The 15832-nt window shown below is 64.2% G+C and carries 11 protein-coding genes and 1 pseudogene; 5 read left to right on the top strand and 7 right to left on the bottom strand.

The features are described from left to right. Positions 1–49 precede the first annotated feature (49 nt). Both H7A86_RS06620 and H7A86_RS20940 read right to left on the bottom strand, forming a co-directional pair. Entirely contained in the window at positions 50–772 is a 723-nt protein-coding gene (locus tag H7A86_RS06620; RefSeq protein ID WP_232099273.1) for a LytR/AlgR family response regulator transcription factor, read from the bottom strand. Further along, positions 769–1770 carry a sensor histidine kinase gene (locus tag H7A86_RS20940; RefSeq protein ID WP_232099270.1) on the bottom strand — a complete coding sequence of 334 codons (1002 nt, stop codon included), beginning with the start codon at positions 1768–1770 and terminating at the stop codon, positions 769–771. Before H7A86_RS20940 ends, H7A86_RS06620 begins: the two co-directional genes overlap by 4 nt. Positions 1771–2186: 416 nt before the next feature. Here H7A86_RS20940 and H7A86_RS06615 point away from each other — a divergent pair, with 416 nt between their 5' ends. Next, a complete protein-coding gene (locus H7A86_RS06615) occupies positions 2187–3143 on the top strand; it encodes a GAF domain-containing protein (RefSeq protein WP_119132597.1) in 957 nt (318 codons plus the stop codon). Between the two features lie 215 nt (positions 3144–3358). Here H7A86_RS06615 and H7A86_RS21165 read toward each other — a convergent pair whose 3' ends face one another. Further along, positions 3359–3892 carry a hypothetical protein gene (locus tag H7A86_RS21165; protein ID WP_321186582.1) on the bottom strand — a complete coding sequence of 178 codons (534 nt, stop codon included), beginning with the start codon at positions 3890–3892 and terminating at the stop codon, positions 3359–3361. Between the two features lie 298 nt (positions 3893–4190). Between H7A86_RS21165 and H7A86_RS06605 the strand changes: the two genes are divergently transcribed. Beyond that, the gene (locus tag H7A86_RS06605) at positions 4191–6446 is read left to right on the top strand and encodes a methyl-accepting chemotaxis protein (protein WP_119132596.1); all 2256 of its coding nucleotides are present in this window, start codon (positions 4191–4193) and stop codon (positions 6444–6446) included. A 214-nt stretch (positions 6447–6660) separates the two neighbouring features. Here H7A86_RS06605 and H7A86_RS20935 read toward each other — a convergent pair whose 3' ends face one another. The 4 genes and pseudogenes from H7A86_RS20935 to H7A86_RS06590 all read right to left on the bottom strand — a co-directional run bounded on the left by H7A86_RS20935 (position 6661) and on the right by H7A86_RS06590 (position 8684). After that, on the bottom strand, positions 6661–6876 hold the full coding sequence (locus H7A86_RS20935) for a hypothetical protein (RefSeq protein WP_232099356.1): 216 nt from the start codon (positions 6874–6876) through the stop codon (positions 6661–6663). Positions 6877–6959: 83 nt separating this feature from the next. Continuing rightward, positions 6960–7085 (bottom strand): annotated as a pseudogene (locus tag H7A86_RS20930) (hypothetical protein); the annotation flags it as partial. Between the two features lie 59 nt (positions 7086–7144). Next, positions 7145–8065 (bottom strand): oxidoreductase, encoded by a 921-nt coding sequence (locus H7A86_RS06595; RefSeq protein WP_119132595.1) that lies wholly within the window; start codon positions 8063–8065, stop codon positions 7145–7147. A gap of 49 nt (positions 8066–8114) precedes the next feature. Next, positions 8115–8684 carry a TetR/AcrR family transcriptional regulator gene (locus tag H7A86_RS06590; RefSeq protein WP_119132594.1) on the bottom strand — a complete coding sequence of 190 codons (570 nt, stop codon included), beginning with the start codon at positions 8682–8684 and terminating at the stop codon, positions 8115–8117. Positions 8685–9498: 814 nt separating this feature from the next. Here H7A86_RS06590 and mutS point away from each other — a divergent pair. The 3 genes from mutS (at position 9499) to katG (ending at position 15500) form a co-directional block, all read left to right on the top strand. Next, positions 9499–12054: a DNA mismatch repair protein MutS gene (gene mutS / locus H7A86_RS06585; RefSeq protein ID WP_425509740.1), complete on the top strand. Its 2556-nt coding sequence runs from the start codon at positions 9499–9501 to the stop codon at positions 12052–12054. A gap of 224 nt (positions 12055–12278) precedes the next feature. Continuing rightward, positions 12279–12893, top strand: a complete 615-nt coding sequence (locus tag H7A86_RS06580; protein WP_119132591.1) for a DUF937 domain-containing protein — start codon at positions 12279–12281, stop codon at positions 12891–12893. 360 nt (positions 12894–13253) lie between these two features. Beyond that, the gene (gene katG / locus H7A86_RS06575) at positions 13254–15500 is read left to right on the top strand and encodes a catalase/peroxidase HPI (RefSeq protein ID WP_119132590.1); all 2247 of its coding nucleotides are present in this window, start codon (positions 13254–13256) and stop codon (positions 15498–15500) included. The last annotated feature ends 332 nt before the right edge of the window (positions 15501–15832 follow it).

Raw genomic sequence — 15832 nt, 5'->3', positions numbered from 1 at the left:
CCGCACTCGGCTTTGGCTGCGTGTGGCGCGACTCGTGCGTCCGACGACCTCAGTCGTGCAACAGCGGCTGAGACAAGGTGGGCAGGCGCGCTTGGAGTTGTCCTCGAAACTGTCGGCTCACCCGCAGCGTTGCGCCGCCTAGAAGCTCCAGTTGAGCATCCTGGTTCCGCGCCGGACGGAGCGCCACGACACGCGTCACATTCACCAGGGACGATCGATGGATACGGACAAATCCATGTGGCTCAAGGCAATCGGCCAGGTTTGCCAGGCTATCGCGGCGCAGATACGTGTCCTTTCCGGCGTGGATACAGACGTAATGGCCCGCCACCTCGACATAGTCAATCTGCGCCGGTTCCAGGTAGACGGTGCGATCCCCCACGTCAACGGCCAGGCGGGCTGTCTGCGCACCCTTGCCGTCGATGCGTTGCCGCACGCGGCGTATCGCAAGCTGCAGGCGTTTGGGATCCACCGGCTTGAGAAGATAATCCAGTGCCCCGGCGTCGAACGCGCGCACCGCGTGCACGCTGTAGGCGGTGACGAAGACGACATGTGGCACGAGCATTTCCAGGTGACGCACCAGGTCCAGGCCACTGCCATCGGGCAGACCGATGTCCAGCAGGACCAGGTCGACATCTCCAAGCCTGGCCCGCGCAAGCGCGGCTTCGAGGGTGGCCGCTTCACCGACCACGAGAACATCGGGCTCGGACGCAAGAAAACGCACAAGCCGGTCGCGCGCAAGCGCCACGTCATCGACGACCAGTGTACGAATCACGCTGCCTCCGTCCCTACCGGGAGACGGAGCGCTGCGACAAAGCAGGTCGCCTGCCGCTCGGTGGACAACGATGCCGCTGCGCCATGGGTGAGAGCCAATCGCCTCCTCAGGTGATCCAACCCTATGCCCAGCCCCCTGGGCTGATCGCCACCGATCGGGTTCAGCACAGTGATCATGAGCTCGGCGTTTTCGACAATGGCTTTGACTTCGATACGAACAAAGCCACCCACCCGTGCTCCATGCTGGATGGCGTTTTCGAGCAACGGCTGCAATGCCATCGAGGACACCGGGGCATTCCATGCCCGCGGCTCTATGTCGATATTGAACGTGATGTCACCAGACAGCACCTGGTGCAACTCGATGAACTCCGCGCTTGCGCCTATCTCTTCCCTTAGCGATACCACGGGCGCGCTTTCCAGCATCGCGCGAAGAAGATTTGCTACATGGCCAAGCGCAAGGTCCGCCCGAGCAGCGTCACGATAGCCAAGCTCTCCGATCGCATTGAGCGCATTGAAGATGAAGTGCTGATGCAACCTGGACCGAAGCGCCTGTTCGTTCACTCGGGCCAGCAGCAGCTCTCGCTCACTTCTCAAGACCAGGTGGCCCCAGAGCTGCCCTGCCCCCATGACGACCAAATAAAGGGGAATAGCGAACAGGGTCGTCGCGGTGAGGGCGCCCTGGCCGTCTTGAAGATCACGCCACCCCATGCCCTCGAACCCTGCCAGGTGCAAGAGACCATGGCCAAGCAGCCAACCCAGCACCGTCAACACCGGTATGGCCACCAGGCCGGTCAAGGCGATCAATGCCAGATGACGCGCGCTTCGCCCTGTTCCAATGATCCATCGTCTGGACAGCCAGAGAAGCGTCGGCGTGAGCGCTGCCCAAGGCACGTAGCTTCCCACCAGAAACAGGAAGGCACCGAGCAGGCCCAGAGCACCGCGCGGCTTGTCGGCCAGCGATGTCAGGGCCACCGCGGGAGCGTAGGCCAGGGCGAGCACGAGCCATGGCACGGCGATGCCCGCCCAGTGGAGGCCTACCGGAACCAAGGGACGCTTGGGAATCGAAGAAGTGTGTGTCCGCATGGACGGTCATGCTCGGGACAGCGCAGATTACCCCACATCACCGATATCCACGACATGGCGCACCTGGCGCCTTCGCCTGCCCGGCGCCTCTACCGTCGGCGTCGATGTTCCCTGCCACGCCTCGCTTGCGCCTATGCGGCAGCGGCCTGGCTCGCCCGCTCGCCTCCGCGGTTCACGGTTTCGTGGGGACAGCGGTCCTGCCGAATGTCGACTTCAGGCCAACCTACGCCTGCCCTGTGGCGGCCTTCCGCCGTTCAGAAAATGGCGCGAGGTCTCGCTATAGGGAGATCCTTTACTGCCGATATCAGATGCATCCCAAACGCTGCCGCTCCATGTCGACCGAACTCAGAACCCAAGTCCCCTTCTCCGGCATGGCAGACACCGCGAGCGAGCTGCTTGAGCGGCTTGCCGAGCTGACGCCGCTGAAAACCTGGGTGCTTGCCGAGGTCAAAAACGATCATTGGATCATCCGTGGCTGCACCGACGCCTCCTTCGGGTTGAAGGTCGACCAGTCCTTGAGCTGGCCCGAGTCGGTGTGCCGCAGCATGATCGTCATGGGCGGCCCCCAGTTCGCCCCAGACCTGCAGAAAGTCGAACACCTGGCCCAATCCGCCGTGGCGACACGGCTGGGTATCGCAAGCTACCTGGGCGTGCCGATTCGAATCCCTGGCAAGGTCGAGGGGATGCTCTGCGGGCTGGACAACCGGGTCGTCGACGACAAACTCGAGCACCTCCTGCCGCTGGTTGAAACCTTTGGACGGGTCCTGGCCGGATCGTGGGCCCAGCACCTGGCCGAGGTGCAACGGCTGCCGGCTGATCCGCAGGCCATGGAAAATGCACAAACGTTGGCCGGCCTCTACGATCTCGGGACGTTCCGTGATGTCCTGCAGGCAGCGGCGGATCATCGCCATCGCAACGAGCAAGGCGGCGTATTGCGCTTTGACGTGGACGCCAACAGCTCGGTAGGCGGCGTCGGGCCAGAGCAGAACGTAGCAAAGGCCATTGCCCTGCTGAAGCAGGCCACCCGCCCCCAGGACAGCCTGGCGCAGCTGGCGCGCGGAGAGTTCGCCCTGTTCCTGCCTGGCAGCAGCGAAGCCGGGTTGGTGTCGGTCGCCCGGCGTATCCAGTCGTCCTTGAACGCAGAGGGGCTCAGCGCGCGATGGGGAGCCAGCTGGTTCAAGGAAATGCAGCAGCTCGACAATATCGATCAGCTCATCAAGGTGGGTCCCCTGCCAAGCGCGAATCCGGCTGGAAGCAATGCGCATCCGATCCCGTCGGCCGCCCAATAGGACCGGGCCAAGCCTTACAGGCCGCGGGCACGGAGCGTTGGCAGCGGCACCGCCATCGGCGGGTCAGGAAAATACTTACAGTCACGTTCGTCTATTGCCGATAGTGGATTGCGCTGTTTTCTTCAATGATGGCGTGTCACCCGGCGAGCATCGACAGCCAATCGTCTGACACTGATGTTGGACGAAGGTAGGTGCCTGCCCATCAAGGAGGATTGCTATTGGGCGTCACCGCAATTCGGCACGTGGGCGATTATCTGCTCACTGCCCACAGCGTTCCGTGCGATGGAAAGTTCCTGCCGGAGCTTCTGATTTCCAGGCCCGGCGGCATCACCTTGCACCGCTGCCAACCTGGAAGCATCGCCTTTGCCGATCAACGCGCCGCGTATGACTACGCCAAACGCTGGATGGCGACCTGCCAGGTGTCGAGCACGGGCTCGGTCAGCGCAGCCTAGCAACGAGCAGGCCTGCGACTGCGTCCTCGCCTGCGGGACGCAGCGCTCGATGCGATCGTTCCATGCCGCCAACTGTTCGAGCGTGTAAACCTCGACCGGCTTCGCCGCTGCCGACAAGGCTTTGCGTTGGGCAACCGTCGCCATCAGGGATGACGACAGGCGGTCCTGGCAGCCAGTCAGCGATGCGGGGGCCGGATGCGAGGCGCGCACCGCCTCGAGCACCGCGCCTTGAGCCGCTCTTGCCGCCTGCAGGTCACTCAGTGCATCCGCCACTGCTGCCATCCATTGCGCGTTCACTGCTCCACCTCTTCCACAGTGCCTAGTCGGAAGTGGATAGCCCTGCCATCGGTGTTATCGCGCATCAGCCATCGACAACTGCCGAACCCTCAACTGCATTGCCTTCCCACGCGCGCAACCGCTCCGCCTGACATGCGTCAGGCGTACCCCGGCAGCGCGGACGTTTTCTGAAGGGTTAGATTATCGTTTAGTGACAGATATTCCAGTTTTTGAGCAGAGCGCCGTTATTGGGAAACCGATGCCAGGCTCGCTAACCGCGTGAGCATCGATGCCTCTACTGATCTCTTCTGGGACGTCCATGATCGCTTTTCTCCAACGCTTCAACGTCGGCCACCGCCTGGCCGTTGCATTTGGAATCTTGATTCTCCTCTCAGGCCTGCTCGTGGCCACCGGCCTGGGCACCATGGCGAACGCGCGAGCGCAGCTGGACTTCATCGTCCTCGACCGCACCGCCAAGATCCAGGTCGGCAACGGCATGCTGGATGCCAACTCCTCGCTGCTGATCGCATTGGGCACGTATGCCATGGCGACAAGCGAAGAGCTCAACACCGAAGCACTCAACACGATCAACGCGCAACGCCAGCGCTACCAGGAGCTGCGCACCAAGCTGGACGCGCTGTCCAGCTCGGAGGAAGGGCGGAAGATTCGTGCCGAGATGGACGAGCGTCGGGCAGCGTCCATGAAGTTCAACGACGAAGTCATCGCGCTGGCAGCCAGGAACGAGAACGCGCAGGCCCAGGACATCCTCAGCGAGCAAGGGCGGCCCGCTACCCTCGCCTGGCAGGACAAGATCCGCGAACTGGTCACCCGCCAGGAAGGACAGAGCAGGCAGGCCTACGCAGAAGCAGTCAAATCGATGGACCGGGGCAAGCTCCTGCTCATCCTTGGCGGTGCCGCGGTCGTGCTGGTCAGCAGCCTGCTGGCGTGGCTCATCACCCGAAGCCTGACCCAGCCGCTGGCACGCGCCACGAAAGCGGCTGAAGCCATTGCCAATGGTCAGCTCGGCAACGACGTGCACACGCAGGCCAAGGACGAAACCGGCCGGCTGTTACGCGCCATGCAAGGCATGCAAACGCAGCTCCAGGCCCTGTTGACCGCGCAGGGCGACATGGCAAAGCGCCACGATGAAGGCCAGACCAGCTTTCGCATGGATGCCCAGGCCTTCCCGGGTGACTACGGCCGCATGGCCGAGGACACCAATGCCCTGGTGGCCTCGCACCTGGCCGTGCAGTCGAACCTTGCACGGATCATGGGGCATTACGCCATCGGCGACCTGAGCGAGAGCATGGAGCGCTTGCCCGGTGAGAAAGCCGTGCTGACGCAGACCATGGACGAGGTCAAGGCGAACCTGTCTGCCATGAACATCGAGATCAAGCAGCTGGCGCAGTCCGCGGCCAACGGTGACTTCACCGCGCGCGGCGATGCCGATCGCTTCCAATATGATTTCCGCGTCATGGTGGAGAGCTTGAACCTGCTCATGGCCACCGCGGACGGCAACCTGCAATCGCTGTCGTCGCTGCTGCAATCCATCGCTGCAGGCGACCTCACCGCGCGCATGACGGGCGAGTTCAAGGGGGTCTTCGCGCAGATGCGCGACGACGCCAACGCCACCGCCGCGCAGCTTGCAGAGATCGTCGGACGCATCCAGCAATCGGCGGTGTCGATCAACTCGGCGGCCAGCGAGATTGCTGCCGGCAACCAGGACCTGTCGCAGCGCACCGAACAACAGGCGGCCAACCTGGAAGAAACCGCCGCCTCGATGGAAGAACTCACCTCCACCGTTCGCCAGAATGCGGAGCACGCACGCCAGGCCAACCAGTTGGCCATCGGTGCCGCAGGCGTCGCCTCACAGGGCGGGGAAATCGTCAGCAAGGTGGTGGGGACCATGGCCGGCATCGAGGCCTCGTCCAAGAAAATTGCCGACATCATCTCCGTGATTGACGGCATCTCGTTCCAGACCAATATCCTGGCCTTGAATGCTGCCGTGGAAGCGGCGCGGGCTGGTGAGCAAGGCCGTGGGTTTGCGGTGGTCGCATCGGAAGTGCGGACGCTGGCACAGCGTTCCACCGCTGCGGCCAAGGAAATCAAGACCCTGATCGACGACTCTGTCGAGCGCGTCACCGAAGGCTCCACGCTGGTGCATACGGCGGGCACCACGATGGCCGAGATCGTCTCCAGCGTGCAGCGCGTCACCGACATCATGGGTGAAATCTCTGCGGCCTCGCAGGAACAGTCGGCCGGCATCGAGCAGGTCAACATCACGGTAACGCAGATGGATGAAACCACGCAGCAGAACGCGGCCCTGGTGGAAGAAGCCACTGCCGCTGCACGCTCCATGGAAGAACAGGCCGTCCAGCTCACCGAGGCCGTTGCGGTGTTCAAGATTGACACCACCGCGATGTCGCCATTTGTTCAAACCGCTGCACTCGTCTCCAGCAGGAAGCCAGCGGGCCCCAGGTCGCTGCCTTCGGTTGCACGTGCGAAGGCGAACATCAGTGCCCCGCAACAGGCTGTTTCCTCGACAGCTGTCGCCACGGATTGGCAGGAATTCTAGCCACCGTCTCAGGAGGCCCGGCACTGCCGGGCCTCTGCCACTCAGAAACATGCTCCTTTGCGATTCCTTTTTTCCACCGAAAACGCAGCGCAAGCGTCCCCGGCGCCAGCCTTCAATGATGGATGCCTTGCGCCGAATCGCGCATCCGCATCATCCGGCCTTATCGAGTTTCCGGCGCGCTTGCGGGCAAAAAGCATCCCGTTGACTCCATTGGTTAATAGCGTTCGCCGACAAGGTCCTCGCTCCTGCGCCATGGTTCAGCCGCGCGTGCTGCATCCATCGCATAGGGACGATAGCCTTCCGACAAGCCATCGTCCTGCGCGGCGTTGAACTCGGTAGAAACCTGGCAATCTTCGCAGTATCTGCTGGCCCTGACGCTGGCAAGAACTCCCAGGTCCAGCTCGACCAGCTCGAACCGGCCACGACGCACGGCCGCATCGCGTCGTGCCGCGCTGGCACCAGGCGTTTTTTCATATCCCTCACGGTGCCTACGACCTCGGCACCGTGTGCAACGAGCACCCGCGCCGTCTCGCGACCCAGACCAGACGATGCTCCCGTGACAAGGACACGCTTGCCTTCCAGGTCGCCTCCCGCAAGGACGTCGTCGCATGTCGATGTGGCTCCACAGTGTGCAGTCATCGGTCACCCGATGTATTGCCCGACGCAATGCCCCCGGGCGGGATTGACGGGGTGTGAGGTCAGATCGCAGGCAGGCCAGGGTCGATTCCGGTCATGGCGACAGAGATGTCCCACAACCGCCTGGCAAGCGCCGGGTCTTCAGCCTGCGGGGCGCGTCTGGCCTCTCCGGCCACACCCCTGATCCCGCGGAAGCCGGTGGGGCCGTAATAGCCGCCGGGCTTCACGGGCCCGGTCGCTGCCAGCAGGGCCGGCCACGCGCCCTTCGCAGCACTGTTGAGCAGCAGGCCGACAAGTGGGCCCATCACCTGGATGGGGCCCATGTGCCGTCCCAGGCTGGTGCTGGCCACGCCGGGGTGGGCACCGACAGCCATGGTGGGCGACCGGGTCGCGCGTAGGCGCCGGTCCAGTTCGAAAAAGAACAACGCATTCGCCAGTTTGCTCGCTCCATAGCGATCGCCCTTGGAGTAGCTCCGCTCGGCGTTGAGATCATCCCAATCGAGGGTTGCCTTCAAATGCGCGATGCTGGACGTGACCACGACGCGCGAGCCGGGTGTCTCGGCCAGCTTGGGCAGCAGCAACGAGGTCAGCGCAAACACCCCGAGATGGTTGACGCCGAACTGCGATTCGAAGCCCTGCTTGGTGCGCATCAGCGGCGGATTCATGATGCCGGCGTTGTTGATGAGCACATTGATGCGTGGCTCCTTCAAAACATGTGCGGCGGCTGCACGGACGCTATCGAGATCGCCCAGATCCAATGGCAACCATGCAAGATCGGCACCGGGTGTCAGCCGCTTGATGCGCGCAATCGCCGCATCGGCCCTGCCCTGCTCGCGACAGCCCAGCAACACCCGCGCGCCCCGCGCGGCGAGCACCCGGGAGATCTCAAAGCCCACGCCTGCGTTGGCGCCCGTGACGACGAAGCATTTTCCTGCCTGGTTCGGCACATCTGTTTCGGTAAAGCCGCTTTGATCAAGCAACATGGGTCGCTCCTTTTTGAGTGAGTGCTTACGCATTTAACTGGCAAAAAAATTAGGCGGCAGACCCCTTCCAGAAAAGGTCGAATCCGGCCCGTTGAATCGCCTCGCGCTCGGCGGGGTTTGCCACGATGGCGTTCATGGTGATGTCGGCAAGCTCGAACAACACGGTGTCGATGTAGAACGTGAGCCTGTCAGGCGCCGAATGCTCCGCAAGACACCGCTCCACGAGTGAGCGCGCGTCCAGAAAAATCGAGTGGCAGCGCAGGCGGCTCTCGGTCGTTACACGGTCCGAGACCTTCAACTGCCGTAAGGCGTTACGTGCCGCCGCATGCTTCAGCCCCCAATCGATCAGCCGACTCCACACCACGAAAAGCCGGTCGTGGGCGGATGCGTCCGCCGGGTACGGCCCCGCCATCGATTCGGCAAGTTCGCCTTCCAATGCCAGGAACAGCGCATTGAGAAGGTCATCCTTCGTGGGAAAGTAGGTAAACAGGGTTCCTTCGGACACACCTGCGGCCTTGGCAATCTTCGAGGTGGGCGCCCCAATGCCCAACTGCGCGATGAGCGCACATGCGGCTCGAAGAAGCGCATCGCGCTTTTCTTCGCTCAGGGGACGCGCCATGATCTGCCACCGTGTAATGAGTGATCACTCAATCATCTTAGAATGACACATTTCTGTCAAGGCTTACCTCGACCGGTGCCCGTTCACGATCACGTCTGCGCTCACCGAAGTGATGCGCGTCGTACAAAACTCAGGAGGTTCTCTCACCGCCGTCATCCAGAGGCGATACGTCATTCTCAACATGCACCTGATCCTCGGACACCCCATCGCTAATGGGATCCCATGTCGGCAGATAGGCGGTTCTCCCCGGTGCTTCTCAACACCGCCAACTCATCCCTGGCGACGGCACAGGCGCCCCTCCAGGCCGATGTCAGTAACGTGATCCAGCAAGAAGCGACGCACGCCCTGCGGGCCACGCCGGACCACTTCATAGGTCGTTGTCCGCTTTCCTATGTAGAAGCCAAACCCTGTCGGGGCCTCTTGGTTGCCATCCAAGATTCGGTAGGGCTTGCGTTCTTCGTCTGACGGTCTCGGACCGATGGTCAATCGCCCGCTGGGGCCCATGGCCGGCGCCTTCTCGACAGACAGCTCAAGGATTTGCCGGTGGGTGAGCTTAAACTTGAGCCATGCAGACTTGAGGCGGCCCCTGGTTCCGTCGCAACATCTGCGCCACTCCAAGGCCTCGTCCGTTTCGTCGCATATCGATCCGATCTCGTTCGGAGGGTCGCCGCAACGGCGTCGCGACAAAACTCACCGTCACTCGCCGCTACCGACCCTGATTGACCGCCACATCCCGGAAGAACATTTCTTGCAAAGCACTGACACAAAAGAAAAAACCAAGAACACCGGCGGGGCTGCAGAGCACACCCCGCTCATGAAGCAATTCTTCGCCGCCAAGTCGGACTATCCCGACCTGCTGCTGTTCTTCCGCATGGGCGATTTCTACGAGCTGTTCTACGACGACGCGTGCAAGGCGGCGCGGCTGCTCGACATCACCCTGACCCAGCGCGGCAGTTCCGGTGGCGCGCCGATCCCGATGGCCGGCGTGCCGGTGCATGCCTACGAGGGCTACCTGGCCCGGTTGGTGGCGTTGGGCGAGTCGGTGGCGATCTGCGAGCAGATCGGCGACCCGGCGCTGGCCAAGGGCCTGGTCGAACGCAAGGTGGTGCGCATCGTCACACCGGGCACGGTCACCGACGAGGCGCTGCTGGACGAGCGCCGCGACACGCTGCTGATGGCGATCGCGCGCAGCAAGCAAGGCTATGGCCTGGCCTGGGCCGATCTGGCCGGCGGGCGTTTTCTGGTCAATGAAGTGGACAGCGTGGATGCGCTGGAAGCGGAGATCGCGCGCCTGGAACCGGCCGAGCTGTTGGTACCCGACGAGGACAACTGGCCGGAGTTCCTGCGCGGCCGCGTCGGTGTACGGCGGCGGCCACCGTGGTTGTTCGACGCCGACAGCGGCCGGCGCCAGCTGCTGGCCTTCTTCAAGTTGCACGACCTGTCCGGCTTCGGCATCGACGACAAACCCTGCGCCACCGCGGCCGCCGGCGCGCTGCTGGGTTATGTCGAGGAGACCCAGAAACAGCGCCTGCCGCATCTGACCTCCATCGCGATGGAAGTGGCCAGCGAGGCGATCTCGATGAACGCGGCCACGCGCCGGCATCTGGAACTGGATACGCGCGTGGATGGCGACACCCGCAACACCTTGCTCGGGGTGCTCGACAGCACGGTCACGCCGATGGGCGGGCGCCTGCTACGGCGCTGGCTGCACCGCCCGCTGCGCCTGCGCGAGGTTTTGGTGCAGCGCCACCACGCCGTCGGCACGCTGATCGACAGCGGCGCCGACGCCGACGTGCGCGAGGCCTTCCGCGCGCTTGGCGATCTGGAACGCATCCTCACCCGCGTGGCACTGCGCTCGGCGCGCCCGCGCGATTTTTCCACCTTGCGCGATGGTCTGGCGCTGCTGCCGAAGGTCCGCACGATCCTGGCGCCGCTGGATTCGCCGCGCCTGCAGACGCTGCATGCCGAACTCGGCGAACACGATGCCACCGCGCATCTGCTGCTCAGCGCGGTGGCCGAACAACCGCCGCTCAAGCTCAGCGACGGTGGCGTGATCGCCACCGGGTACGACGCCGATCTGGATGAGTTGCGCCGCCTGTCCACCAACGCCGATCAATTCCTGATCGACCTGGAACAACGCGAACGCGCCAGCAGCGGCATCGCCACGCTCAAGGTCGGCTACAACCGCGTGCACGGCTACTACATCGAGATCAGCAAGGGCCAGGCCGACAAAGCTCCGCTGCACTACAGCCGCCGGCAGACGCTGACCAATGCCGAGCGCTACATCACCGAAGAACTCAAGAGTTTCGAGGACAAGGTGCTGTCGGCGCGCGAGCGCGCGTTGTCGCGCGAAAAGCTGCTGTATGAAGGCCTGCTCGATGCACTCGGCGGCGAGCTGGAAGGCCTCAAGCGCTGCGCGAGCGCATTGAGCGAACTCGACGTGCTGGCCGGCTTCGCAGAACGCGCGCAAGCACTGGATTGGTCGCGGCCGGAACTGGACAACGCACCGTGCCTGCGCATCGAACGCGGCCGCCACCCGGTGGTGGAAGCGGTGCGCGACCAGCCGTTTGAACCCAACGATCTGGAGCTGCACGCCGACCGCCGCATGCTGGTCATCACCGGCCCGAACATGGGCGGTAAATCGACCTACATGCGCCAGAACGCGCTGATCGTGTTGCTGGCGCATATCGGCAGCTATGTGCCGGCCAGCCGCGCGGTGATCGGGCCGATCGACCGCATCCTCACCCGCATCGGCGCCGGCGATGACCTTGCGCGCGGGCAATCCACCTTCATGGTGGAAATGGCCGAGACCAGCTATATCCTGCACCACGCCACGCCGCAATCGCTGGTACTGATGGACGAGATCGGCCGCGGCACCTCCACCTACGATGGCCTGGCATTGGCCGATGCGGTTGCACGCCATCTGGCGCATAGCAATCGCTGCTACACGCTGTTCGCCACGCATTATTTCGAGCTCACCGCACTGGCCGACGAATCGCATGCCGGCGGGACCAGCGGCATCGCCAACGTGCATCTGGACGCGGTCGAACACGGCGAGCGCCTGGTGTTCATGCATGCGGTCAAGGACGGCCCGGCCAATCGCAGCTTCGGCCTGCAGGTGGCCGCGCTCGCCGGCTTGCCCAAGGCCGCCGTGACCCAGGCGCGTCATCGCCTGGCCGAACTGGAACAACGCGGCGGCGAAAGCCAGGTCGCACAGATGGCCCCGGCGGCACTGGATGCGCCGCAACAGTTCGGTTTGTTCACTGCACCTTCTTCCGCTGCGCAGGAAGCACTGCAGGCGCTGGACCCGGACGAACTCACGCCCAAGCAGGCACTGGAAGCCTTGTATCGGTTGAAGGCGTTGCTTTGAGTGCGGGGATTGGGGAATCGGGAATCGGGAATCGTAAAAGCGTAGTTGCCTGGCTCTACGCTTTGCGGGGTTGGTCAACCTTGCCGTGTTGTTGTCGATTGAAGTGGCTTGATTGCCACTGTGCGGTATCGCTGCCCTCGCCCTGCATTGCGACGCGTGCCGTGTTGCCCTGATGGCGCGACGGGCGCACGCTGCCGCAACGTTTTGTCCAACCGGAGACACCGATGACCACGTCCGCCTCGTTGACCGATCAACTTGCCGCGCAATTGCAGGGCCCGCAGTTGCAGCAGCTCGCCAGCCGGCTCGGCATCGCGCCCGAGCAGGCGCAATCGGCGGTGCAGACCGCGCTGCCGCTATTGATGGGCGCGCTGGGCCGTAACAGCCAGCAGGCCGGTGGCACCGATGCGTTGCTGGGTGCCTTGCAGCGCGATCATGCCGGCAGCCCGGACATCGGCAGCCTGCTCGGTGCGTTGCTGGGCGGCTCGGCCAGCGGTGCGCAAGGCAATGGCGCCGGCATCGTGGGGCATCTATTCGGCGACAAGGCACCGCAGGCTGCCGCAGGCCTGGGCCAGGCCACCGGGCTGGAAACCGGCAAGGCCAATCAGCTGCTGCAATTGCTGGCACCCATCGTGATGGCATATCTGGCCAAGCGCTTCCTCGGCGGCAATGCCGCGGCCAGCAGCCAGCTCGGCCCGGCCCTGGCGCAGGAACAGCAACGCGCCGGCAGCAACACCGGGGTCAACGGCCTGCTGGGCAGCGTGCTGGATCAGGACGGCGACGGGAAGCTTGGGCTGGGCGATGTCATGAAGCTGGGTGGCAGCCTGTTCGGCAAGCGCTGACATCGCGCGCGCAGGTTGGGAACATCGGCATACCATCCATAGCGTCTCGCTATCGATATGGTTGAATAATTCGAATTCCCCAAGCGATCGATGCTGCTTATCGTGTGCGCACGCCACCACGATGAGTCCGCCTGATGCGCCTGTCTGCCAGTCACAGTCTGCATATCGACCTATACCGGCGCCTGCAGGCAGGCGCTAGCATCGGCACACCCGGCGACGATTCTCGATAACCCCACGGCCGCATCTGCGCCTTCGATCGATGACCACCGCTGACGCATTGCCCACCGTTTCGATTCCACCAGCACGTGTCCGCAGTTTCGGCACACAGCTCCCCAGGTGCTCACGCACACAGGTATTGCCATGACAACCGAAGCAAAGTGCCCGTTCAACCACGCCGTCGTCGGTACCGGAACCACCAACCGCGATTGGTGGCCCAAGCAGTTACGCGTGGACCTGCTCAGCCAGCATTCGAGCAAGTCCAACCCGCTGGGCCAGACCTTCAACTACGCCGAGGCGTTCAAGCGCATCGATCTGGCCGCGCTCAAGCAGGAACTGCGTGCGCTGATGACCGACTCGCAGGACTGGTGGCCGGCCGACTTCGGCCATTACGGCCCCCTGTTCGTGCGCATGGCCTGGCATAGCGCCGGCACCTATCGCATCGGCGACGGGCGCGGCGGCGGCGGTCGCGGCCAGCAGCGCTTCGCACCGCTCAACAGCTGGCCGGACAACGTCAGCCTGGACAAGGCGCGCCGGCTGCTGTGGCCGATCAAGCAGAAGTACGGCCAGGCGATCTCCTGGGCCGACCTGATGATCCTCACCGGCAACGTCGCGCTGGAAAGCATGGGCTTTACGACCTTCGGCTTTGCCGGTGGCCGCGAGGACACCTGGGAGCCGGATCAGGATCTGTACTGGGGCCGGGAAACCAAGTGGCTGGGTGGCGACGAGCGCTACTCGCGCGGCTCGCCCGGCGTGGACGAGGCGCACGGCGTGCTGGTGAAGGACGACGACAGCGAAGTGCCGCATACCCGCGACCTGGAAAACCCGCTGGCCGCCGTGCAGATGGGCCTGATCTACGTCAACCCGGAAGGCCCGGACGGCAAGCCCGACCCGGTTGCCGCCGCGCGCGACATCCGCGACACCTTCGCGCGCATGGCCATGAACGACGAAGAGACCGTGGCGCTGATCGCCGGCGGCCATACCTTCGGCAAGACCCATGGCGCCGGCCCGGCCGACAACGTCGGTGCCGAGCCGGAAGCCGGCGAGCTGGAAAGCCAGGGCCTGGGCTGGCACAACCGCTACGGCAGCGGCAAGGGTGCCGACACCATCACCAGCGGCCTGGAAGTCACCTGGACCACCACCCCGGCGCAGTGGAGCAACGACTTCTTCGACCACCTGTTCAAGTTCGAGTGGGAGCTGAGCAAGAGCCCGGCCGGTGCGCACCAGTGGGTGGCCAAGAATGCCGACGCCATCATCCCCGATGCGCACGATGCGTCGAAGAAGCATCGGCCGACCATGCTCACCACCGATCTGGCGCTGCGTTTCGACCCCGCTTACGAGGCCATCTCGCGTCGCTTCCACGAACACCCCGACCAGTTCGCCGATGCCTTCGCCCGCGCCTGGTTCAAGCTCACCCACCGCGACATGGGGCCGCGCTCGCGTTACCTGGGGGCGGAGGTGCCGAGCGAAGAACTGCTGTGGCAGGACCCGGTGCCGGCCGTCGACCACCCGCTGGTCGATGCGCAGGACGCCGCCGCCCTCAAGCAGGCCATCCTCGACTCCGGCCTGAGCGTGGCGCAGCTGGTGTCCACGGCGTGGGCATCGGCGTCGACCTTCCGCGGCTCGGACAAGCGCGGCGGCGCCAACGGCGCACGCATCCGGCTGGCACCGCAGAAGGATTGGCAGGCCAACCAGCCCGAGCAGCTGGCGCAGGTGCTGGGCACGCTGGAGCGCATCCGGGCCGACTTCAACGGCGCGCAGGCGGGCGGCAAGCAGATCTCGCTGGCCGACCTGATCGTGCTGGCCGGTAATGCCGCGGTCGAACATGCCGCACAGGCCGCGGGCCACAGCGTCACCGTGCCGTTCGCACCCGGCCGCACCGATGCCTCGCAGGAGCAGACCGATGTCGAGTCCTTCGCGGTGCTGGAGCCGGTGGCCGATGGCTTCCGCAACTACGCCAAGCAGCGCTACGCAGTGCCGGCAGAGGCACTGCTGATCGACAAGGCACAGCTGCTGACGCTGACCGCGCCCGAATTGACCGTGCTGGTCGGCGGCCTGCGCGTGCTCGGCGCCAATGTCGGCGACTCCAGGCACGGCGTGTTCACCACCCGCCCCGGCGTGCTGAGCAACGACTTCTTCGCCAACCTGCTCGACATGCGCACCGAATGGAAAGCCACCTCCGAAGCGAAAGAGGTGTACGAAGGCCGCGACCGCAGCACCGGCGAACAGAAGTGGACCGGCACGCGCGTGGACCTGGTGTTCGGTTCCAACTCGATCCTGCGTGCGGTGGCCGAGGTCTACGCCAGTGCCGATGCGCAGGAGAAGTTCGTGCACGACTTCGTTGCCGCCTGGACCAAGGTGATGCAGCTGGATCGTTTCGATCTGGCCTGAGGCGCAAGGCGCACGCACGCCTTCGTGCGTGCGCCTGCAGCGGTGTTGAAATACACGCAAGAGCTCGACTCGGCACACTGAAGACGTCCGTGGAGCGGCTGTTCTGCGGCTTGGCTGCAAGGCCCTTGCCCGCCCACCCTCGCGGGACACGCCGCAAGTACCTCCTTGTAGGCTCTTACGCGGCCTCCATGCCGCGTAAGGCCCCGCGACGATGGGCGGGCAAGGACCAGGCGGGATGGTCGGTGTGCTTGGTAAGAGCAGGCACGGTGCCCTGCCGTTCTGACAAAGAAGCGTCAGCCAATTTCCTAACGCAAGCCGATCAACGACAAGCG

It is taken from the genome of Xanthomonas euroxanthea, assembly GCF_903989455.1.
GTDB lineage: Bacteria > Pseudomonadota > Gammaproteobacteria > Xanthomonadales > Xanthomonadaceae > Xanthomonas > Xanthomonas euroxanthea.
The sequence above is the reverse complement of the archived record's forward strand: the minus strand, read 5'-3'. Positions and strand labels throughout refer to the sequence as shown.